22 protein-coding genes are annotated in these 21,369 nt (G+C 32.0%); all 22 read left to right on the forward strand.

Annotated elements, in window-relative coordinates; translation table 11 throughout:
• The first annotated feature begins 6 nt into the window (after window positions 1-6).
• The 22 genes from murG to orr all read left to right on the forward strand — a co-directional run bounded on the left by murG (window position 7) and on the right by orr (window position 21,365).
• Window positions 7-1,110 carry an undecaprenyldiphospho-muramoylpentapeptide beta-N-acetylglucosaminyltransferase gene (murG, locus tag ACFWUA_RS09740; protein ID WP_416197827.1) on the forward strand — a complete coding sequence of 368 codons (1,104 nt, stop codon included), beginning with the start codon at window positions 7-9 and terminating at the stop codon, window positions 1,108-1,110.
• A gap of 84 nt (window positions 1,111-1,194) precedes the next feature.
• Entirely contained in the window at window positions 1,195-2,448 is a 1,254-nt protein-coding gene (murA, locus tag ACFWUA_RS09745) for a UDP-N-acetylglucosamine 1-carboxyvinyltransferase (RefSeq protein ID WP_416197828.1), read from the forward strand.
• A gap of 53 nt (window positions 2,449-2,501) precedes the next feature.
• Complete coding sequence (locus tag ACFWUA_RS09750) at window positions 2,502-3,284, forward strand: cell division protein FtsQ/DivIB (protein ID WP_416197829.1); 783 nt, start codon at window positions 2,502-2,504, stop codon at window positions 3,282-3,284.
• Complete coding sequence (locus tag ACFWUA_RS09755; protein WP_416197830.1) at window positions 3,271-4,002, forward strand: DUF881 domain-containing protein; 732 nt, start codon at window positions 3,271-3,273, stop codon at window positions 4,000-4,002. The genes ACFWUA_RS09750 and ACFWUA_RS09755 overlap by 14 nt, the downstream gene beginning before the upstream one ends.
• 16 nt (window positions 4,003-4,018) lie before the next feature.
• On the forward strand, window positions 4,019-4,747 hold the full coding sequence (locus ACFWUA_RS09760) for a DUF881 domain-containing protein (protein ID WP_416197831.1): 729 nt from the start codon (window positions 4,019-4,021) through the stop codon (window positions 4,745-4,747).
• A 1-nt stretch (window position 4,748) separates the two neighbouring features.
• Window positions 4,749-5,093: a small basic family protein gene (locus tag ACFWUA_RS09765; protein ID WP_416197832.1), complete on the forward strand. Its 345-nt coding sequence runs from the start codon at window positions 4,749-4,751 to the stop codon at window positions 5,091-5,093.
• Between the two features lie 101 nt (window positions 5,094-5,194).
• On the forward strand, window positions 5,195-6,436 hold the full coding sequence (gene ftsA / locus ACFWUA_RS09770; protein ID WP_416197833.1) for a cell division protein FtsA: 1,242 nt from the start codon (window positions 5,195-5,197) through the stop codon (window positions 6,434-6,436).
• A 24-nt stretch (window positions 6,437-6,460) separates the two neighbouring features.
• A complete protein-coding gene (gene ftsZ / locus ACFWUA_RS09775; protein WP_416197834.1) occupies window positions 6,461-7,549 on the forward strand; it encodes a cell division protein FtsZ in 1,089 nt (362 codons plus the stop codon).
• 156 nt (window positions 7,550-7,705) lie between these two features.
• The gene (gene spoIIGA / locus ACFWUA_RS09780) at window positions 7,706-8,608 is read left to right on the forward strand and encodes a sigma-E processing peptidase SpoIIGA (protein ID WP_416197835.1); all 903 of its coding nucleotides are present in this window, start codon (window positions 7,706-7,708) and stop codon (window positions 8,606-8,608) included.
• A 15-nt stretch (window positions 8,609-8,623) separates the two neighbouring features.
• The gene (gene sigE / locus ACFWUA_RS09785) at window positions 8,624-9,346 is read left to right on the forward strand and encodes an RNA polymerase sporulation sigma factor SigE (RefSeq protein ID WP_416197836.1); all 723 of its coding nucleotides are present in this window, start codon (window positions 8,624-8,626) and stop codon (window positions 9,344-9,346) included.
• A 97-nt stretch (window positions 9,347-9,443) separates the two neighbouring features.
• Complete coding sequence (gene sigG, locus ACFWUA_RS09790) at window positions 9,444-10,217, forward strand: RNA polymerase sporulation sigma factor SigG (protein WP_072743433.1); 774 nt, start codon at window positions 9,444-9,446, stop codon at window positions 10,215-10,217.
• A gap of 90 nt (window positions 10,218-10,307) precedes the next feature.
• Window positions 10,308-10,550, forward strand: a complete 243-nt coding sequence (locus ACFWUA_RS09795; protein WP_416197837.1) for a YlmC/YmxH family sporulation protein — start codon at window positions 10,308-10,310, stop codon at window positions 10,548-10,550.
• A 69-nt stretch (window positions 10,551-10,619) separates the two neighbouring features.
• Complete coding sequence (gene nrdR / locus ACFWUA_RS09800) at window positions 10,620-11,078, forward strand: transcriptional regulator NrdR (protein WP_416197838.1); 459 nt, start codon at window positions 10,620-10,622, stop codon at window positions 11,076-11,078.
• A 51-nt stretch (window positions 11,079-11,129) separates the two neighbouring features.
• A complete protein-coding gene (gene pgeF / locus ACFWUA_RS09805) occupies window positions 11,130-11,873 on the forward strand; it encodes a peptidoglycan editing factor PgeF (protein WP_416197839.1) in 744 nt (247 codons plus the stop codon).
• A gap of 35 nt (window positions 11,874-11,908) precedes the next feature.
• Complete coding sequence (locus tag ACFWUA_RS09810; RefSeq protein WP_416197840.1) at window positions 11,909-13,321, forward strand: sigma-54 interaction domain-containing protein; 1,413 nt, start codon at window positions 11,909-11,911, stop codon at window positions 13,319-13,321.
• 167 nt (window positions 13,322-13,488) lie between these two features.
• The gene (gene ord / locus ACFWUA_RS09815) at window positions 13,489-14,544 is read left to right on the forward strand and encodes a 2,4-diaminopentanoate dehydrogenase (RefSeq protein ID WP_416197841.1); all 1,056 of its coding nucleotides are present in this window, start codon (window positions 13,489-13,491) and stop codon (window positions 14,542-14,544) included.
• 22 nt (window positions 14,545-14,566) lie between these two features.
• A complete protein-coding gene (ortA, locus tag ACFWUA_RS09820) occupies window positions 14,567-14,881 on the forward strand; it encodes a 2-amino-4-oxopentanoate thiolase subunit OrtA (protein ID WP_416197842.1) in 315 nt (104 codons plus the stop codon).
• Window positions 14,874-16,289, forward strand: coding sequence for a 2-amino-4-oxopentanoate thiolase subunit OrtB (gene ortB, locus ACFWUA_RS09825; protein WP_416197843.1), 1,416 nt, complete (start codon window positions 14,874-14,876; stop codon window positions 16,287-16,289). The genes ortA and ortB overlap by 8 nt, the downstream gene beginning before the upstream one ends.
• A 13-nt stretch (window positions 16,290-16,302) precedes the next feature.
• Window positions 16,303-16,668: an ornithine aminomutase subunit alpha gene (locus ACFWUA_RS09830; protein ID WP_416197844.1), complete on the forward strand. Its 366-nt coding sequence runs from the start codon at window positions 16,303-16,305 to the stop codon at window positions 16,666-16,668.
• Entirely contained in the window at window positions 16,668-18,884 is a 2,217-nt protein-coding gene (gene oraE, locus ACFWUA_RS09835) for a D-ornithine 4,5-aminomutase subunit OraE (protein WP_416197845.1), read from the forward strand. Before ACFWUA_RS09830 ends, oraE begins: the two co-directional genes overlap by 1 nt.
• A complete protein-coding gene (locus ACFWUA_RS09840) occupies window positions 18,874-20,241 on the forward strand; it encodes a GlmL-related ornithine degradation protein (RefSeq protein ID WP_416197846.1) in 1,368 nt (455 codons plus the stop codon). The genes oraE and ACFWUA_RS09840 overlap by 11 nt, the downstream gene beginning before the upstream one ends.
• Before the next feature lie 59 nt (window positions 20,242-20,300).
• Window positions 20,301-21,365, forward strand: coding sequence for an ornithine racemase Orr (orr, locus tag ACFWUA_RS09845; RefSeq protein WP_416197847.1), 1,065 nt, complete (start codon window positions 20,301-20,303; stop codon window positions 21,363-21,365).
• The last annotated feature ends 4 nt before the right edge of the window (window positions 21,366-21,369 follow it).

Raw genomic sequence — 21,369 nt, forward strand, 5'->3', positions numbered from 1 at the left:
AGATAAATGAAATTTTTAATTACTGGTGGAGGAACTGGTGGACATATTTATCCTGCATTAGCCATTGCCAATGAAATTAAGGAAAGATATAAAGATGCAGATATATTATATGTTGGTACTGAGAAAGGTATGGAAAGTGAATTGGTTCCTAAAGAGGGTTTTAAATTTAAGACTATACGTGTACAAGGCTTTCCTAGAAAGCTTTCGAAAGATGCTTTTAAGGCGGTTAAAGAACTGTTTCTTGGAATAAATGATGCTAAAAAAATCATAAAAGAATTTAGACCAGATGTTGTCATAGGAACTGGTGGTTATGTATGTGGACCTGTAGTTTATGTAGCGAGTAAAAGAAAAATTCCTACTCTTATACATGAACAAAATGCATTTCCAGGAGTGACAAACAAAATTCTTTGTAGATATGTAGATAAGGTAGCAGGTAGCTTTGAAGAATCCAAAAAATATTTTAAATACCCTGAAAAAGTTGTTATTACAGGAAACCCAGTCAGGAAAAGTTTAGCTACAATTGATAGAGAAGAGGCCTATAAAGAGCTTGGAATTAGTCCAGATATTCCTTTTGTACTTTCTTTTGGTGGAAGTGGTGGTCAAAAAAAGTTAAACGAAGCAATGTATTATGTCATAAGTAAAAATGTAGATAATCCCAATATACAAATACTTCACATAACAGGGAAAAGATTTTATGATGATTTTATACAAATGATAGGTCAAGATAAAATAGCGATTAAAGATAATATAAAAATATTGCCTTATTTTTTTGATATGCCAAAGGGTTTAAACATTGCAGATTTAGTTATTACTAGTGCGGGAGCCATAACTCTTTCAGAGCTCACAGCTATAGGTGTTCCAAGTATTATAATCCCCAAGGCCTATACTGCTGAAAACCATCAAGAGTACAATGCTCGTGCTCTTGAAAAGCAAGGTGCTAGTATGGTTATTTTAGAAAAAGACTTGACAGGAGAAAGGTTAAATGAACTTATTTTGGAACTTTTAAATGATAAAGAAAGATTAAAAAACATGGCACTAAACAGTAAAAAAATGGGAAAAATAAATGCAGTCAATAAAATAGTTGATATGATAGATGATATGATAAAATAATTTCTCTGTAACACCTTTTTTAGAATATGCATACAATGTAAATATATGTTATACATAGTTGTTGCATATTTTGGAGGTGTGATGATGGGTAAGTATATAATTAATGGAGGAAAAAAACTGGCAGGAGAAGTTAATGTTTCTGGTGCAAAAAATGCAGTACTGCCTATTCTAGCCGCTACAGTTGTTGGTCAAAACAGGAGTACAATATTTAATACTCCCAATTTAAGAGATGTAGAAATAATGGAGAAAATATTACTTTCTATTGGCTGTATAGTAGATAGAATGGATAATATTATATATGTTGATTCGAGGCATTTAAATAGTTTTGTTATTCCTGATGATTTAGTAAGAGAGATGCGTTCCTCTATAATACTTATGGGAGCAATGCTTTCTAGATGTGGGGAAGTGATAATAAGTTATCCAGGTGGATGTGAGATAGGCCCAAGGCCTATAGATTTGCATTTAAAAGCTTTAAAGGAAATGGGGGCAACAATAGAAGAATCTCATGGTTTTCTTCATTGTAAATGTGAAAAATTAGAAGGATGTGAAATACAACTTGATTATCCAAGTGTAGGAGCTACTGAAAACACAATACTGGCTGCTGTAAGGGCAAGGGGAACTACAGTCATTAGAAATGCCGCAAGAGAACCAGAGATTGTAGATTTGCAGACTTATCTAAACAAATGTGGAGCTAAAATTTCTGGAGCAGGAACTAGCATTATTAAAATTGAAGGTGTTGATAAATTTAAAGATGTAAAGCATACAATAATTCCAGATCGAATAGTTGCGGGTACTTATATGACAGCTTCTACTATAACAGGTGGAGAAGTAGTTTTAAAAAACATTGAAACAGATCATATTCAAGCAATTGTAGCTAAATTGAAAGAAGCTGGAGCATTAGTTTATTATGATTCTAATTCTTTAAAAATTGTGGGTCCTAAAAAGCTAAATTCCATAGAAATGGTTCAAACATTGCCTTATCCAGGATTTCCAACAGATATGCAGGCTCAAATGATGGCATTATTAAGTATAGCAAATGGTACAAGTATTATTTCAGAAACAGTTTTTGAAAATAGATTTAAACATGCAGAAGAGCTTATACGTATGGGAGCTAATATTAAAATCATAGGTCGTGTAGCTGTAGTTAAAGGTGTAAAGGAATTGACAGGAGCAAAAGTGAAATCAAAGGATTTAAGAGGTGGAGCAAGTCTAGTTCTAGCGGGTCTTGTAGCTAAGGGAACTACAGAGGTAGATAATATATATCATATAGAAAGAGGTTATGAAGATTTGGACTTAAAATTAAGAGAACTAGGAGCAGATATTGAAAAAGTGAAATAGCAGCTTTTTGCTGCTATAATGCGAAGGGACAAGCTATTATAGGTGGTGCATTCATGGGTAAAAAGGAAAGAATAGATAAAAGAATCAAGAGGAAAAGAAGAAAAATTGTATTTATAATTTTATTGCTGTTATTTGGAATATTTTTGGTAGTTTCTTTTAAGACGACTTTTTTTAATATATCTAATATTGAAGTCATTGGAAATAAAAAGATTTCCAACGATAAGGTAATCAAAGCTTCTGGCAATCCAATGCGAGAAAATATTTTCAAAGTAAGTTCTGGTGAAATTGAGAAGAATTTAAAAAAACATCCCTATATAAAAGAAGCAGTTGTGAAAAGAAGACTTCCAAACAAATTAATAATTGAAATAGAAGAAAGAAATGAAAAATTTATAATATCTCATGGAGGTTCAAATGTTTATTTAGATGTTGACGGAATTGTGCTTAAGATTGATTCAGAGCCTAACAACAAATTAACTATATTGAAAGGTGCAAATATAGATAAGCCGGATGTAGGGTATAAGATAACAAGTGAAAATGAAGAATTTGTAGATAATATATTAGGTTTTATAGATATTAGCAATAAGACGAATTTGTTAAATGAAATAAATACCATTGATGTTTCTAACGGTGACAATATTATTATGGAATTGAAGGATGGTGTTCTTGTTGATTTTGGACCATTAAATAATGTAGAATATAAATTAAGGTATATAAAAGAAATTTTAAATGATTTAAATGTAAAAGATATTCCTTGTAGATATATTTATTTAAATAAAGGAGAAAATCCTATTGTTGTAACTGATAATGAGCGGGAGGATTCAAATGAAGAACAATAAAGGTCAAATAGCTATTATGTTGGTGTGCATATTCCTTGGAATTATTTTAGCTATACAAATTAAAACTGTAAATGAAACTGTAGGTGAAGGAGTATTACCTACTCAGAGGGCTCAACAGTTAGGTTTGGAGCTAAAAAAGCTGCAAGATGAAAAGCAAGCTTTAACTAGAGAATTAAATGAGGTAGAGAGTAAAATAAATAAGTATGAGAAAAATGAGGCAGATAAAAGTGTATATACAGAAAATTTATACAAGGATTTGGAAAAATATAGAATGTTTGCAGGATATTCAGATGTAGAAGGTCCTGGAATAGTTTTGGAGATAAATGATCCTCCTATGGATGTACAGTTTGGAGAAGAATCAAGTATAGTAAATGAATTGGATATATTGTTGCAAATTATTAGTGCATTAAATGCTTCTGAGGCAGAGGCCATATCTATAAATGATCAAAGGTATACAGCTTATACTGAAATAGTTAGAGTAGGAAATCATATTGAAATAAATGGGGTATCTATTAGTCCGCCTATAGTTATTAAGGCTATTGGAGATCCAGCATTGTTGGAGTCTTCTTTAGCGTTAAAGGGAGGAATATTGTGGCATTTGGAATATTATACTGATTATATTGTTCAAATCAAACAGGAAAAAAACATTATGATCTCCAAATATAAAAAAACCAAAGAGTTTACTTATGCAAAGCCATTACCTGAAATAGCTAAATAACCCTAGGGGGATGAATATGAATAGAAAGGGCAATGTAAATCTAATACTTTTATTTTTTAGTATACTGTTGGGTTTTATGTTAGTGGTTCAGATGAAGCAACATGTTGAAAGCTATAATTTAGTTACTTTAAAATCCATACAGGTTAAAAAAAATGAGATAAGTAATTCCGAAAAAGAGATAGAGGAATTAAAATTGCTCATAAAAGAAAAGCAAGAGGAATTAAAAAAATTAGAAGAATTTAACGAAAAGGGCGAAGATATACAAGAACTAATTATAGAAGAATTAAACAAAAATAAAGTTATAGCAGGTTTTACTGCTATGGAAGGGCCTGGTATAGTTATAAAAATGCGAGACAATCAAAATATTGAAATAGTAGGTGCAGAGGCTAAAGATGATGTTATACATGATTCAGATATACTTGAAATTTTAAATGATTTGAGAGTAGCAGGTGCTGAAGCAATTAGCATAAATGGTCAAAGGATTATGCCCATGTCTGAAATAAAGTGTGGAGGTCCTATAATAAGAGTTAATGGAAAGAGTTTGGGAAGCCCCTTTGTTATAAAAGCTATTGGAAATCCTAAACAACTATATGCTGCCATAAATGCACCTGGAACGTATGGATATACATTGAAAAATGTATATAAAATATCTATAGAGTCAAATGTAGAAGATAAAATTCACATTCCTGCGTATTCTGAATATTTTAGTTTTTATTATGCAAAACCAAAAAAAGAAGGTGATTAAATTGTTTTATGCAATAATTGGTACTTTAATAGGTGTTGTAGTGGGATTGCTTTTGCCAATAACATATAGTCCAACTTATGCATTATATGTATCAGTTGCCATTTTGGCTTGTCTTGACTCGGTTTTTGGAGGAGTAAGAGCTAATTTGGAGGATAAGTTTGATGTAAAAATATTTATATCAGGTTTTTTTGGAAATGCAATACTAGCAGCTTTTTTGGCTTATATTGGTGATCGATTGGGAGTGCCTCTATACTATGCTGCGATTTTTACTTTTGGTGGCAGATTGTTTGAAAACTTTGCTACTATTAGAAGACTTCTTTTATTTAGAACCAAACAAAAACAATAATTTTTAATACTTCTATAGAAGTTTTTCTTATATCAAAACAATCAAAAAAATGATATACTTTTTAAAAGGCTATTGTTTTTTTGTCCAAAGGGGGCAGACTTATGGGTGAGCATATTACCTCCATTGATTTAGGAACATCAAAGGTTTGTGTTATTATTAGCGAGATAGATAAGAATGGTCAACTTCAAATAGTTGGAGTTGGAAATTGTCCTTGTGAGGGAATAAAAAAGGGTGTAGTTGTGGACATTGAGTCAACTTCCAATGCAATAAATTATGCTTTGGAACAGGCAGAAAATATGGCAGATGTCGAGGTATTTGATACTTATGTGAATATACCAGGTGGATATACAAAGCTCATAAGAAACAAAGGTATAATAGCAGTATCTGGGGAAGACAGAGAAATAAATTATGATGATGTAAAAAGGGTTTTAAATTCAGCAACAATTATTTCTATGCCTCAAGATCAGCAGATTATTGATATCATTCCTATCCAATACATAATAGATGGATATGATGAGATAAAAGACCCTATTGGGATGGTAGGAATCAGACTGGAAGCTGATGTTGATATTGTTATTGGTTCGTCTACTACAATATTAAATGCAGTCAAAAGTGTGAATGGAGCAGGATTGGAAGTACTTGGAATAGTCCCAGAGCCCTTTGCATTATCTGAATCTGTGCTTTCAAAAGATGAAAGAGAATTGGGAGTTCTTGTTATAGATATAGGAGCTGGAACTAGCGATTTTTCACTTTTTAAGAATGGACAATTAATCTATAATAATTTAATTCCTATAGCTGGAAATCATATTACAAATGATATTTCTGTTGGGCTGAGAATTTCTTACAATGAAAGTGAAAATATAAAGAAAAATTTAGGAATTGCCTATACCCCTTTATCTAGTGACAAGAATGTATTTGATATAAATCCTATTGGAATTAACGAAAAAGTACGTATTTCTGAATTGGAATTAAGTAGAATCATCGAGGCTAGAGTAGGGGAGGTTTTTGAACTTATAAATACTGAACTCATAAGGCAAGGTGTAAAACAAGAAATATTGACTGGAATAGTATTGACTGGAGGTGGAACGAGTAATTTTCCAGGAGTAAAAGAACTGGCAAATAAAATATTTAATTTACCAGTAAGAATTGGTAAACCTAAATATATTGGGGTTAATGATCCTATTTATTCAAGTGGAGTTGGACTAATTAATTATTCATTAAAGAGGAAATTTAATTATTATGTCGAATATAATAATTTAGAAGTCAGGAAAGGTAAAAATAGAAAAGGTTCTAGTAGCAGTATATCATCATTTTTTAAGAAAATTTGGGAGGAATATTTTTAGTAAATAAAGAAGGGGGTTTACAAAGTGTTTGACTTTGATGTAGATTTTGAACAATTTGCTCATATTAAAGTTATAGGCGTTGGTGGAGGCGGAAACAATGCTATAAATAGAATGGTTGAAGCAAATGTTAAAGGTGTTGAATTTATTGCAATAAATACTGATAGACAAGCATTGCAAACTTCTAAGGCTGAAATAAAAGTGCAGATAGGAGAAAAATTGACAAAAGGTTTAGGTGCTGGTGCAAATCCTGAGGTTGGAATGAAGGCGGCAGAAGAAAGCAAAAATGAAATTACAGATGCCATAAGGGGTGCAGATATGATTTTTATTACAGCTGGAATGGGAGGCGGTACTGGTACAGGAGCAGCTCCTATAGTAGCTGAAGTTGCTAAAGAAATGGGAATATTGACTGTAGGTGTAGTGACAAAACCTTTTACTTTTGAAGGAAAGAGAAGAATGGTACATGCTGAAAAGGGAATAGAGGAATTGAAAAATAGAGTTGATACACTGGTTACTATTCCAAATGATAGACTTTTACAAGTAGCTGAAAAAAAGACTACAATGGTAGAAGCTTTTATGATGGCAGACGAAGTTTTGAAACAAGGTATTCAAGGTATTTCAGATCTTATAGCAGTACCAGCTCTTATAAATCTTGATTTTGCTGATGTTAAGACAATTATGTATGATCAAGGAATTGCTCATATGGGAATAGGAAAAGCTTCAGGAGACAATAGAGCACAAGATGCAGCGAGACAAGCTATACAGAGTCCTCTTCTTGAAACTTCTATTGAAGGTGCAAAAGCGGTACTTTTAAATATTACTGGGGGAGGAGATTTAGGAATATTTGAAGTAAATGAAGCAGCAGATCTTATAAGACAATCTGTAGATCAAGATGCAAATATTATATTTGGAGCAGGAATAGATGAAACATTAAATGATGAGCTCAAAATAACAGTTATTGCTACGGGATTTGGAGAGAAAAAAACAAAGCAGATTGACGGTATGATGAAGACCAATGCTGATGATAGATTAAGAGCTAGGGAAGAGGTAGCTAGTAGTCAATTTGACATGGACGATCTTGATATTCCAACTTTTTTAAGAAGAAGAGAAAAATAAAGAATGTGTCGGAAAATCGTTTCTCAAATACGGGAAGCGATTTTTTTTCACCCTAGAAATGACATTATTTTCAAGACAAACATTATATAATAGACATATATTTAATAAATTATGAATAAGAGTAAAATATAATGAAATTTTAAGGGGGCTTTCGAATTGGACATATATGTAGAATACTTACTCCTAGAAAATGTAATCATTAACTATATTATACTATATGCTGTCAAAGCAGTAAGTAGAACGGATTCGAAAAAAATTAGATTATTTATTGCTGCATGTGTAGGTTCTCTTTATACTTTGGTTATTTTTTTCCCATCTCTTAATTTTATGACTAAATTTAGTGTTAAATTTTCTATATCTATATTAATAATAATTTTAGCCTTTAATCCCGAAAAATTTTCTTCATTTATAAGATTGTTGGCAATTTTTTATACTACATCATTTGTATTTGCAGGAGCTACACTGGGATTATTTTATATATTTAATTCTAATCTATCTCTTAAAAATGGAGCTTTTTATATCCAAGATTTTTCTGTTGAATTTTTAATATTAGGTATTTCTCTATCTTTTATTTTAGTAAAATATATTTTTGAATTTTTACAAATTCGATTAAATAAGAAAAATATTTTGACTAATGTAATTATCAATTTGAATGAAAAAAAAGCAGAAATAGTGGCACTTGTTGATACAGGAAATTCTCTCAAAGAGCCCATAAGCCAAAATCCAGTCATTATAGTGGAATTTCATGCTATTAAGGAATTGCTTCCTAAAAAAGTTCAAGATGTATTCATAGCTAATAAAGAATTAAATTTAGATTTAGATACTATTTCTAATGTCATGGTAGAAGTAAATAATGAAATTAAATTAAGAGTTATTCCTTTTAAATCTATAGGAAAAGAATATGGAATTCTTCTAGGTTTTAAACCTGATAAGATAATTATTGATAATGAGCGATGCGAAAAAAAGGTAAAAGAAAATGTATTGATTGGCATATACAACAACAAACTGTCTAGGGATGACAATTATATGGCATTGTTAAATCCAGAAATTTTATATTGATTGGAAGGTGATACTATGAAAAGGTTAAATAAATTTAGATTAAAGTTAAGTATAATATTATTTAAAATTGGCTCTAAACTTAAAATTTTAAAAGAGGTTTTTTATATTGGAAGTGGAGAAGTATTGCCTCCACCTTTAAAGCCAGAAGAAGAAGTAAGTTTAGTTGCACAAATGAAAGATGATGAAAATATAAAGAGTATTTTGATAGAAAGAAATTTGAGACTAGTTGTATATATTGCACGAAAATTTGAAAATACTGGTGTATGTGTGGAAGACTTGATTTCTATCGGTACTATTGGACTTATAAAGGCTGTAAATACTTTTAATCCTGATAAAAATATAAAGTTGGCTACTTATGCTTCTAAATGTATAGAAAATGAAATTCTCATGTATTTGAGGAGAAATAACAAATCGAAAGGAGAAATATCTTTTGATGAACCTTTAAATGTAGATTGGGATGGAAATGAGTTGTTGCTGTCAGATATATTGGGTACTGATGGAGATACAATATTTAAGTACTTGGAAGAAGATATAGATAGGGAATTGTTAAATCAAGCTATAGACAGATTGTCAAGTAGAGAGAAAAAAATAGTTGAACTTAGATTTGGTTTAAAAAATGGTCAAGAAAAAACTCAAAAAGAGGTAGCTGATATGCTTGGAATATCTCAGTCATATATTTCACGACTTGAAAAGAGAATTATAAAACGTCTCAGAAAAGAAATGAGTAAAATGCTATAGTTAATCTATTTACATTAATAATTGAATAAAAAAACATCTATGGGCAATAATTTTATTTTAAAAGGGGCAATAAATCACGAAAGGAATGAAGGACCCTATGCGAAACAATAAAGTAGAAATTTGTGGAGTCAATACATCAAAATTACCTGTTTTGACTAATGAAGAAATGCAAGAATTGTTTGTAAAAATTAAAGCAGGAGATATGGAAGCTAGAGAAAAATTTATAAATGGCAATTTAAGACTTGTATTAAGTATCATACAAAGATTTAACAAAAGGGGCGAGTATGTAGACGATTTGTTTCAAGTAGGTTGTATTGGCTTAATAAAAGCTATAGACAATTTTGATTTGAGCCAAAATGTCAAATTTTCTACTTATGCAGTACCTATGATTATAGGAGAAATAAGGAGGTATTTAAGAGATAACAATTCTATAAGGGTTAGTAGGTCATTGAGAGATATTGCATATAAGGCACTACAAGCTAGGGATCAGTTGATTTATAAAAATTCAAAAGAGCCAACTATCACTGAAATTGCAGAAGAATTAAATTTACCCAAGGAAGAAGTAGTTTTTGCCCTAGATTCAATTCAAGAACCAATATCATTGTTTGAACCTATTTATCACGACAGTGGGGATGCAATATATGTAATGGATCAAGTAAAAGATGATAAAAGTGAAGATGAGGTTTGGCTTCAAGAGATAGCCCTTAGGGAAGCATTGGATAGATTAAATGAAAGAGAAAAACTTATATTGAATTTGAGGTTTTATGAAGGAAAAACTCAGATGGAGGTAGCAGAAGAAATTGGCATATCTCAGGCTCAAGTTTCAAGGCTTGAGAAAAATGCATTAAAACACATGAGAAAGCTTATATAAATTCTACCATTACCTCACAAATATTTAGTAATATTTTATGATGGTTAAAGTGTATATATAAATAAGAAATAAAAAAGGTGGTGTGAGGTAATGGTTAAAATTTCTGATATGACAGAGAAAGAAGTTATAAATATAAGAGATGGCTCAAGAGTAGGTATCATTGATGATGTAGAGGTTGATTTAGATAAAGGTATAGTTACCGCAATAGTTATTCCAGCTCCAGGAAAGATATTTAATTTTTTTGGTAAAAATCAAGATTTAGTCATAGCTTGGAAAGATATATTGAAGATTGGAATAGACATTATTTTAGTGGATTTAAAAGAAGTGGAATAATACCTATTAGACAAACTAAAATCTATATATTATAATCAAAATAAATAGATTTTTATAAGAGGTGAGTATATGAAATGCCCTTTTTGTGATTATTATGAAACTAAAGTGATTGATTCGAGACCTACTGATGAAGGACAAGCTATTAGAAGACGAAGAGAATGTATTAAATGTGGTAAAAGATTTACTACTTATGAAAAGGTAGAAGAAATTCCTTTAATTGTAGTAAAAAAAGATGGCAATAGGCAAACTTATGATAGAAATAAAATACTTACAGGTATCATAAAGGCATGTGAAAAACGTCCAGTATCTATGCAAATTATAGAAGATATAGTGGATAGTATAGAAAAGACATTGTACAATTCAATGGAAAAAGAAGTGACGAGTCAACATATTGGCGAAATGGTGATGAATCATCTTAAAAATGTAGATGAAGTATCTTATGTAAGATTTGCATCTGTATATAGACAATTTAAAGATATAAATACTTTTATGGATGAATTAAAAAAGTTATTAGATGAAGAAAATTAGTATGAGGACTTTATATTTTAAGGTCCTATTTTTATAAAAAGAGGTGAAATGATGAGTTTTAATATTGTATCTAAAGAAGAAGTTTTTTATTATACAATAAAATCTTTTGATAATGTGGAGAATGTAGATCATCTCTTTTCTACTAGGATGGGATGGAATAAGGAAAACACATTAGAAAACATAGCTAAAGTATTTAATGTTGGACTAGAGAATATTGTAGTTTCAAATCAAGTGCATGGTACCAATATTGCTGTTTTAGAAGACATAAATTTTTATAAAGAAAACGTTTATCCTAATGGAGTGGATGGACTACTAACTGATAAAACTAATATTGTATTGGTTACTTATTATGCGGATTGTGTTCCATTGTTTTTTTTAGATCCTAATAAAAAAGTTATTGGATTAGCACATGGTGGTTGGAGGGGTACTGTACAAAATATAGGTGGGAAAATGGTAAATCTTATGAAAGAAAAATACAATTCGAGTATTGATGATATATTAGTGGCTATTGGACCTTCAATTGGTCCTTGCTGCTATGAAATTGGGATAGAGGTATATGATGAATTTAAAAAAAGATTTGAATTTTGCAATGAGATATTTAAATCTACAAACAAAAATAAGTGGCATTTGGATTTGTGGGAGGCAAATAAGAAAATTCTTATGAAATCAGGAATTCATGAAGAAAACATTTCTATAAGCAAATTATGTACCAGTTGCAATAATGATATATTTTATTCTTATAGAAAAGAAATGGGGATCAAAGAGAGAATGGTAGCAGCTATTGTGTTGAAATAACTGTTTTAAAAAACATATTTCAAGAGGTTGATAAAATGACGAAGAAGGAATTTAATGATATAGTACTGCAAAATGTTTTGCATCATGCTGATGTGGGGATTCATGCGATAGACAAAAATAGAAAAACTATAATATATAATGAGGCTATGGCTAAATTAGAGGGACTTGATGGGAATGCTGTATTGAACAAAGATATACTTGAGATTTTTCCTAGTCTGGATGAGGAAAGCAGTACTCTAATAAAAGTTTTAAATACAGGAGAAGCTATTTTAAATAGAACTCAAACTTATTTAAATTATAAGGGTCAAAAAATAACATCTGTAAATTCTACTATACCCTTATATTATAAAGAAGAAATAGTTGGAGCATTGGAAATTTCTCAAAATGTCACATATATAAAGAAATTGTCTGATCAATTGATTGATTTGCAAAATGAGTTAAGTACTGGAAAACAAGAAAACAAGAAAATAGGCATAAAAAAATATGTCTTTAAAGACATTATAGGAAATAACAAAGAATTGAAAAAGTCTATATATATTGCTAGAAGGGCAAGTGAATCTCCTTCTAGTGTACTTATATATGGTGAAACGGGTTCTGGAAAGGAGCTGTTTGCTCAAAGTATTCACTATGAAGGAAGTAGAAAGAACAAACCCTTTATAGCACAGAACTGTGCTGCTATACCTGAATCTCTCCTTGAAGGCATATTGTTTGGGACGGAAAAAGGTGGATTTACAGGAGCTGTTGATAGACCTGGCATATTCGAAGAGGCCAATGGAGGTACTCTCATGCTTGATGAGATAAATTCTATGGCTTTATCGCTTCAGTCAAAAATTTTAAGAGTGTTGCAAGAGGGATATATAAGAAGAGTTGGAGGAACAAAGGATATTCCAGTAGATATAAAAATAATTGCTACTACCAATGAAGAACCACTGGAAAGTGTAAAAAAAGGCACTTTGCGGAAGGATCTCTATTATAGACTCAATGTTATGTATATAAAAATTCCTCCATTAAGAGAAAGATTAGATGATATACCAATTTTATGTGAGCATTTTATCAAAAAATACAATAAAATTTTAAATAAAGATGTTTGGTTACTATCTGAAGAGGTGTTGTCTTGTCTTAAAAAATATCATTGGCCAGGAAACGTGAGAGAACTAGAAAATGCTATAGAATCAGCAATGAATTATATTTCTTGTGATGAGCATGTTTTGAAAAAGGAATATTTTATTTCTTGTGAACATTTATTTAGTCCTAGTAGTAGCTCAAAAGCTGTTTTGATAGATGAGATAAATAAGGATAAGCCTTTGCCAGAGTTATTAGAATCGATAGAACGAGCTCTTATTGAAAAGACATTGCTCCAAAACAAGTACAATATTTCTAGAACTGCAAATGACTTAGGAATAAAAAGACAAACCCTCCAACATAAAATTAAAAAGTACGAAATTTAGTGCAAAAAATATTGCATAAAAGTGCAATATTTTTTGCACTTTTTTATTAATTTTAAGAAACAGAAGTATAGTATTTATCGCAATTTTCTTAAAAATTCGAAATCTCACAAATTGGCAACAATATTGCATATGTATATGCATAGCGAAAATATTCAGGAGGTGTTTTCATGGAAAGAGAAAATGTGAAGGTTATATTGTGGGGATTTGGAGCAATGGGTAGTGGAATGGCTAATATGCTACTTAAGAAAAAAGGAGTAGAAATTGTTGGAGTATGTGATATGCATCCACAAAAAGTAAACAAAAGCATGTATGAGGTTTTAGGATTTGAAAGAGGAAATAGAAAAGATGTCATAATCGGGGATAGACCTGAAGAAATTATAAAAGAGGGAGCAGCAGATATTGTGCTTATTGCTACAGATTCATTTGTGAAAGGAGTATTTGACAAAATAAAATTTTGTCTTGAAAGAAAAATAAATGTTATAACCACTGCTGAGCAAATGGCATATCCAAAAGCACAAGAAAAAGAATTGGCTGATGAATTAGATAGAATTGCTAAGGAAAATGGTGTTACAGTTTTAGGTACTGGAATAAACCCAGGTCTTATAATGGATTTACTTGTGATATGTTTGACTGGAGCTTGTGAAAGTGTAGAAGAAATTGAAGCAGAGAGAGTGAATAGTTTGTCTCCATTTGGTCCTGCAGTTATGGAAGAACAAGGTGTTGGACTTACAGTTGAAGAGTTTGAAAGAGGTGTAAATGATGGTACTATTGCAGGACATGTAGGATTTCATGAATCAATCAGGATGATAACCGATGCTATAGGTTGGGAATTAGACGAACAAATAACTCAAACACAGGAACCAATAGTGTCAACTGTTTATAGAAAAGCACCTTTTGCTGAAGTAGAAGCAGGAAATGTTGCTGGAGTAAATATGCTAGGGTTCGGAAAGGTGGATGGAAAAGTAAAAGTAAAAATGATACATCCACAACAGGTAGAGCCAGAACTTGAGGGGGTTCATACAGGAGATTATATAAGGATAAAGGGTACACCAAATATCAGTATGGCTATAAATCCTGAAATTCCTGGTGGAATAGGAACTATTGCTATGTGTGTAAATATGATTCCACATGTCATAAATGCATGTCCAGGACTCAAAACAATGATAGATTTGCCTGTACCTAGAGCTATAATGGGCGATATGAGAGATTTAATTGAAAAATAGTTGATGAAAAGAGGAGATTTTGATGGATGCTAAAAAAGGTGATTGGGTAAGAATTCACAAGATAGTATTGAAACCAGAAGAAAGGTCACCCCATTTGCCAGAGGATACACAAAAAGTACCTTTAGAAATGTGGGATAAAGGATTTCTTTTAAATGATGTGGCCAATATAGGTGATGAAGTAGAAATTGAAACTTATATCGGAAGAAAGACTAGCGGAATTTTGATAGAGATAAATCCTTATTATACTCATGATTTTGGCAAATGTATTCCTGAACTTTTGTATATAGGCAGACAAGTTAGGAATATCCTTGAAGAGGTAGGTGAGAGAGATGACTAAAGATAAGAGTTTTGAAGGATTGATGGCTAGAAAAGGGGAGATAATGAAAAAAGCTGTAGGAATAGATTATGATACGTTTGAATCTGGAAGCATAGCCTTTGATTATGAAAGAATGATGAGAGAGACTGGTTATAGTCTACAAGAGATTGAAAGTATTCAAAGAGAAACTGGTGTTGGAAATACACCTATATTAGAACTTAAAAATTTGACCAAGTTGGCAAGAAAATTTGCACCTAGTGGAAAAGGAGCTAGAATCTTTGTAAAAGATGAAGCTTCTAATCCATCTGGAAGCTTTAAAGCGAGAAGAGCAGCTACAGCTTGTTATCATGCTCAAAAATTAGGATATAAGGGTGTCATTGCTGCTACAAGTGGAAATTATGGTGCTGCTGTTGCCAGTCAAGCTGCTATGAGAGGGCTTAAGTGCATAATAGTTCAAGAGTGCTATGATTCAAGAGGAATTGGTCAACCTGAAATTGTTGAAAAAGCAAGAAAGTGTGAAGCTTTTGGTGCCGAAGTTTTACAACTTACTGTTGGACCAGAATTGTTTTCTACTTTTTTGATGCTGCTAGAAGAAACTGGATTTTTCAATGCTTCTCTATATACTCCTTTTGGAATTGCAGGAGTAGAAACATTGGGATATGAGTTGTCAATGCAATTTAGGGAAAGAGAAGGAAGAGACCCAGATGTAGTGGTCGTGACAAATGCTGGTGGGGGCAATTTAACTGGAACTGCTAGAGGGCTTTTAAAAGCTGGAGCTCAAAGTCAAGTGGTAGGTGCTAGTGTGAATTTAAAGGGCCTTCATATGGCAAGTGATACTCAATTCAATAAAAAATCTTTTACTACAGGGCATACAGGATTTGGAATTCCATTTTCTACTTGGCCAGATAGATCGGATGTTCCAAGATCAGCTGCAAGACCATTGAGATATATGGATAGGTATGTAACTGTAAATCAGGGTTCTGTATTTTATATGACTGAAGCTCTAGCTCAATTGGAGGGAATAGAGAGAGGACCAGCAGGAAATACTGCACTTACTGCAGCATTTAAAATAGCTCAAGAATTAGATAAAGATGAAATGATAGTTGTTCAAGAAACTGAATATACTGGGGCAGGTAAACATATACAGCCACAGCTTACTTTTGCAAAGGAAAATGGAATTGAAATAAAAATAGGAGATCCGATAGAGGAAATACCTGGGGAGAATATAATATTACCCAAAGATCCAAGTTATATAGAAATTGAAGAAGTTGATTTAGATAAACTCAAAAAATCTTATATAAAAAAATGTATTGAAAATTTTAAGGTGGGTAAAGTGACAGAGGAGGATTTTAAATTTTTAGAGGAAGACAGCAAGTCAGATGCAAAATTTGTAAAAAATGTATTGGATGAGCTTGGTGTTGAATATTAAGGGGGTGTTTTAATTGAAAAGGGAAGATGATTTTCAAGAGAGGAGAAAGCATCTTGCAAATTTAACTGAAGAAGAACTTGAGCAAAGATTTTGGGAATTGGCAGAACAGATTGTAAATCCACTTGTGGATTTAGCATATAAAAATACATCTCCTTCAATAGAAAGATCCGTACTTTTGAGAATGGGTTTTTCTAGTTTGGAGGCTAATAGTATAGTCAATGGAGCGGTAGAAAGAGGACTTCTAGGAAAGGGAGCTGGGAATCTTGTATATAGATTGGCAAAAGAAAAAGATATGTCTATAAGAGATGCAGGACTTGCACTTTCAGAAGATACAATGTGGGAAGATGTGATAGATATATTTAAGGGAGGTGAAAATTGATGGAGCTTAAACCAAATGAAAAATTAGATATTGAAAATATATTGAAAGATTTAGATAAATATAGGCCTAGAAGGAGAGGCTGGACTTGGAGAAAGGGTTCAGATGAACCTATGAAAATAGGAAAGTTTGAATACTATGAGACTTCAGAGCCATTAAAACAAAGTCAACCATTGCCAGCTAGCAAATCTTTTGATTTTATAGATCCTCAACCAAATAATGTCATAACTACAGAAATTGCATCTGGAAGGTTTGAAGATGATATAAGACGTATGAGGATGGCTGCATGGCATGGTGCAGATCACATCATGGTCATCAGAACTGCAGGGCAAAGTCATTTTGATGGACTAATAGAGGGAACACCACAGGGAATTGGAGGAATACCTGTTACTAGAAAACAGGTACGTGCACAGAGAAAAGCCTTAGATATGATTGAAGACGAGGTTGGTCGTCCAATCAACTATCACTCTTATGTGAGTGGTGTTGCTGGACCTGAAATAGCAGTTATGTTTGCAGAAGAAGGTGTAAATGGAGCTCATCAAGATCCTCAATACAATGTTTTATATAGAAATATAAATATGGTTAGATCTTTTGTAGATGCTGCCTGTGCCAAAAAGATTATGTCTTGGGCAGATATGGCTCAAATTGATGGTGCACACAATGCAAATGCTACTGCTAGAGAAGCTTGGAAAGTCATGCCAGAACTTATGGTACAGCATGCATTAAACTCTATGTTTTCAGTTAAGGTTGGAATGAAAAAAGAAAATATTTGTCTTTCGACTGTACCACCAACAGCTCCTCCAGCACCTTGTATGAGATTAGATTTACCTTATGCTGTAGCCTTAAGGGAGTTGTTTAGCGAATATAAAATGCGTGCTCAAATGAATACAAAATATATGGAATCTTCTACAAGAGAAGCTACTGTGACTCATGTTTTAAATTTACTTATTTCTAAATTGACAAGAGCGGAAATTCAATCAACAATTACACCTGATGAGGGTAGAAATGTTCCATGGCATATATACAATATGGAAGCTATTGATACTGCTAAGCAAGCACTTATAGGTATGGATGGATTAATAGAAATGGTTGAAATAAAGAGAGATGAAGGAGAACTGGCAGAGAAAGTAAGAGAGTTAAAAGAAAGAGCAGTTTTATTTATGGAAGAAATCATAGAAGTAGGTGGATATTTTAAAGCTGTTGAAGAAGGTTTCTTTGTAGATTCAGGATATTATCCAGAACGAAATGGAGATGGAATATTTAGAAAGATTGATGGTGGAGTAGGTGTAGGTACAGTATATGAAAGAGAAAAAGATTATATGGCACCAGTTACAGCACATTTTGGATACAACAATGTGGCTCAATATGATGAAAATGCAGTAGATAATCCATCGACACTTATTGATGGTTGTACTTTTGAAAAGCCAGAAAAGATTGTGTATATTGATGAATTAGATGAAAATGATAATGTAAATATAAGATTGGAAGAAACTAGAGAATTAAGAGAGACTACAAAGTTGAAACCAGAAATGGAATGGATGGGTGATGGAATCATTCAAATTACATTGTTTTTACCTGCTGAAGAAAGAGTTGCTGAATTTGCAGCAATTGAAATAGGTAAAAAATTGGGTCTTGAGGATGTGGAAGTTATTCACAAAGAAATAATGCAACAGGCAGAAGGAACTAGAATTGAGTTAAAGGGCAGAGTACCATTCACCATAGATACTAAAGATTTAGTTATACCTCCAAAACCAGAAATAATGTCTGATGATGAGATTAGAAAAGAGATAGAAGCTCATCCTATGAAGATAGTAGCAGCAACAGTAGGAGAAGATGAACATTCTGTTGGCTTAAGAGAAATAATAGACATCAAACATGGGGGAATTGAAAAATTTGGGATAGAATGTCATTATCTTGGGACATCGGTGCCTGTTGAAAAATTAGTAGATGCTGCAATAGAACTTAATGCCGATGCTATACTGGCTTCTACAATTATTAGTCACGATGATATTCATTATAAAAATATGAAGAGATTAAATGAATATTGTATTGAAAAGGGTGTAAGGGATAAGATAATTCTTGCTGCAGGTGGAACTCAAGTTTCAAATGAAATTGCAGTTAAAAGTGGAGTAGATGCAGGATTTGGAAGAGGAACTAATGGAGCTCATGTAGCAACATTTCTAGTTAAAAAGAGAAGAGAGATGAAAAATGAAGATTGATATTTTAGTTGCAGAAATAGGTAGTACTACTACAGTTATAAATGCTTTTGATGGTATTCATAGCCCTTGTCCTATATTTATAGGACAAGGGCAGGCTCCAACGTCTGTATTAGAAGGAGATGTAAATATTGGACTAAAAGATGCAATTGAGGATTTGAAAAATAATTTAAAGATTGATAATATAGATTATGATGAGCTTATAGCCACCAGTAGTGCGGCAGGAGGACTTAGAATGACTGTTCATGGTCTAGTGTATGATATGACGGTTAGAGCAGCTAAAGAGGCAGCATTAGGGGCAGGAGCCAATATAAAGTATATTACTTCAGGCAAGCTTAGAAAAACTGATATAAAGAAGATTGTTGAAATAAATCCTAATATCATTTTAATTGCTGGTGGGGTGGATTATGGAGAAAGAGATACGGCAATTTACAATTCTCAAATAATAGCTGAACTAAATTTAAATGTACCAGTTATTTATGCTGGAAATATTGAAAATCAGGAAGAAGTAAAAGAAATTTTTGCAAATTCAAAATCAGAACTATATATAGTAGAGAATGTCTATCCTAAAATTGATGAGTTAAATATTGAGCCTACTAGAAAAGTAATTCAGGATGTTTTCGAAAAGCATATAGTTCATGCTCCAGGAATGGAGAAAATAAGAGATATGGTTACAGGTCCGATACTTCCTACTCCTGGTGCGGTGATGCTTTCGTCTCAACTACTGTATGAGGAATTAGGGGATTTGCTTACATTAGATGTTGGAGGAGCTACGACTGATGTGCATTCAGTGACAGATGGAAGTGAAGAGATTTCTAGGATTTTGATAAGCCCTGAGCCTAAAGCTAAAAGAACAGTAGAAGGAGATTTAGGTGTATATGTAAATATGCACAATATTGTAGATATAGTAGGAAAAGATAAATTAATGGAAAACTTAAGCATAAGTTCACAAGAATTAAAAGAAATTATAGCTAATCGCAAACCTATACCTGTAACGGAAAAAGAAAAAAAATTTGTTGAAGAATTGACCCATCATGCAGTAGCAGTAGCTTTAAAAAGGCATTCAGGTTCTTATAGGAATCTTTATGGGCCGAATGGGAAAAGAACTGTTGCAGAGGGAAAAGATTTGACACAAGTAAAATATATTGTTGGAACAGGGGGAGCATTGACTCGACTTTCTAGGAGATTGGATATAATGAAAAAAATCTCAAAAAGTAATAATGGAATGGAACTTTTGCCAAATGAAGATGTGACTATATTAATAGATAATGATTATATAATGGCTTCTCTAGGGGTACTTTCTATAAAATATCCTGAAGCTTCACTTAAACTTCTAAAGAATAGCTTAGAAATTGATTAAACAAGTCCAACAATATTGTTGGGCTTGTTTAAAATATAATATAAAAATGGGGGGTAAAAATGGAATATCCTAGAATTAAAATCAATTTAGAGAAAGTTAAAAAAAATACAGAGACAATAGTTAATAAATGTGATAAATTAGGTATAAATGTTGCTGGAGTAACGAAAGTTTTTTGTGCTGATCCTAAAATAGTAAAAGCTTATATAGATGGTGGAGTTAACTATTTAGCAGATTCTAGAATTGAAAATTTAATGAAATTAAAAGATATAGATATACCTAAAATATTGTTGCGATTACCTATGATTAGTGAGGCTGAAGAAGTAGTTCAATATGCAGATATATCTTTGAATTCTGAAATAGAAACTATAAAAGCTCTTTCAAAAATTGCTATGAGAAAAAATAAAATTCACAAAATTATTTTGATGATTGATTTAGGAGATTTAAGGGAAGGACTTTTTAAAGATGAAGACATATACACTACTGTAGGTGAAGTACTAAAGCTTGAAGGGATTAAACTTATAGGAATAGGTACAAATTTGACTTGCTATGGAGGAGTAATTCCAAGGGAAGAAAATTTAAGTAGATTGGTTGAATTGAAAAAGTCTATATCTAGAAAATATGGAATTGAATTAGAAATTATATCTGGAGGGAATTCTAGCAGTTTACATCTTGTGTTTGAAAACAAAATACCTAAAGGAATAAATCAACTTAGATTGGGTGAATCATTGGTACTTGGAAGAGAAACTGCCTTTGGAAATAGAATAGAGGGAACTTTTGACGATGCCTTTATATTGGAAGTAGAAGCTATAGAGCTTAAAGAAAAGCCTTCAGTGCCCATTGGAGAGATAGGAATGGATGCTTTTGGGAATAAACCTGAATTCATTGATAGAGGAATTAGAAAGAGAATGATATGTGCTATTGGAAAGCAAGATATAGATTTAGGGGATATATTGCCTTTAGATGAAGATATAATAATTTTAGGGGGAAGTAGCGACCACTTGCTATTAGATGTAACTGATAGTAAAATAGAATATAAAGTCGGAGATAAAATAAATTTTAAACTAAAATATGGAGGAATACTTAAAGCTATGACCTCTATATATGTAAAGAAAATATATGTTTAAAGCG

Origin of the sequence: Sporanaerobacter sp., from assembly GCF_047830725.1 — a bacterium.
Lineage (GTDB): Bacteria > Bacillota > Clostridia > Tissierellales > Sporanaerobacteraceae > Sporanaerobacter.

Bases quoted from the DNA above. Each gene is read 5' to 3' on its own strand.
- ortA (WP_416197842.1), top strand. From the start codon at position 14,567: ATGGATGCTAAAAAAGGTGATTGGGTAAGAATTCACAAGATAGTATTG.
- sigE (WP_416197836.1), top strand. From the start codon at position 8,624: ATGAAAAGGTTAAATAAATTTAGATTAAAGTTAAGTATAATATTATTT.
- sigG (WP_072743433.1), top strand. From the start codon at position 9,444: ATGCGAAACAATAAAGTAGAAATTTGTGGAGTCAATACATCAAAATTA.
- ACFWUA_RS09840 (WP_416197846.1), top strand. From the start codon at position 18,874: ATGAAGATTGATATTTTAGTTGCAGAAATAGGTAGTACTACTACAGTT.
- pgeF (WP_416197839.1), top strand. From the start codon at position 11,130: ATGAGTTTTAATATTGTATCTAAAGAAGAAGTTTTTTATTATACAATA.
- ACFWUA_RS09755 (WP_416197830.1), top strand. From the start codon at position 3,271: ATGAAGAACAATAAAGGTCAAATAGCTATTATGTTGGTGTGCATATTC.
- ACFWUA_RS09810 (WP_416197840.1), top strand. From the start codon at position 11,909: ATGACGAAGAAGGAATTTAATGATATAGTACTGCAAAATGTTTTGCAT.
- nrdR (WP_416197838.1), top strand. From the start codon at position 10,620: ATGAAATGCCCTTTTTGTGATTATTATGAAACTAAAGTGATTGATTCG.
- ACFWUA_RS09795 (WP_416197837.1), top strand. From the start codon at position 10,308: ATGGTTAAAATTTCTGATATGACAGAGAAAGAAGTTATAAATATAAGA.
- ACFWUA_RS09750 (WP_416197829.1), top strand. From the start codon at position 2,502: ATGGGTAAAAAGGAAAGAATAGATAAAAGAATCAAGAGGAAAAGAAGA.
- murG (WP_416197827.1), top strand. From the start codon at position 7: ATGAAATTTTTAATTACTGGTGGAGGAACTGGTGGACATATTTATCCT.
- ftsA (WP_416197833.1), top strand. From the start codon at position 5,195: ATGGGTGAGCATATTACCTCCATTGATTTAGGAACATCAAAGGTTTGT.
- ord (WP_416197841.1), top strand. From the start codon at position 13,489: ATGGAAAGAGAAAATGTGAAGGTTATATTGTGGGGATTTGGAGCAATG.
- ortB (WP_416197843.1), top strand. From the start codon at position 14,874: ATGACTAAAGATAAGAGTTTTGAAGGATTGATGGCTAGAAAAGGGGAG.
- oraE (WP_416197845.1), top strand. From the start codon at position 16,668: ATGGAGCTTAAACCAAATGAAAAATTAGATATTGAAAATATATTGAAA.
- ACFWUA_RS09760 (WP_416197831.1), top strand. From the start codon at position 4,019: ATGAATAGAAAGGGCAATGTAAATCTAATACTTTTATTTTTTAGTATA.
- murA (WP_416197828.1), top strand. From the start codon at position 1,195: ATGGGTAAGTATATAATTAATGGAGGAAAAAAACTGGCAGGAGAAGTT.
- orr (WP_416197847.1), top strand. From the start codon at position 20,301: ATGGAATATCCTAGAATTAAAATCAATTTAGAGAAAGTTAAAAAAAAT.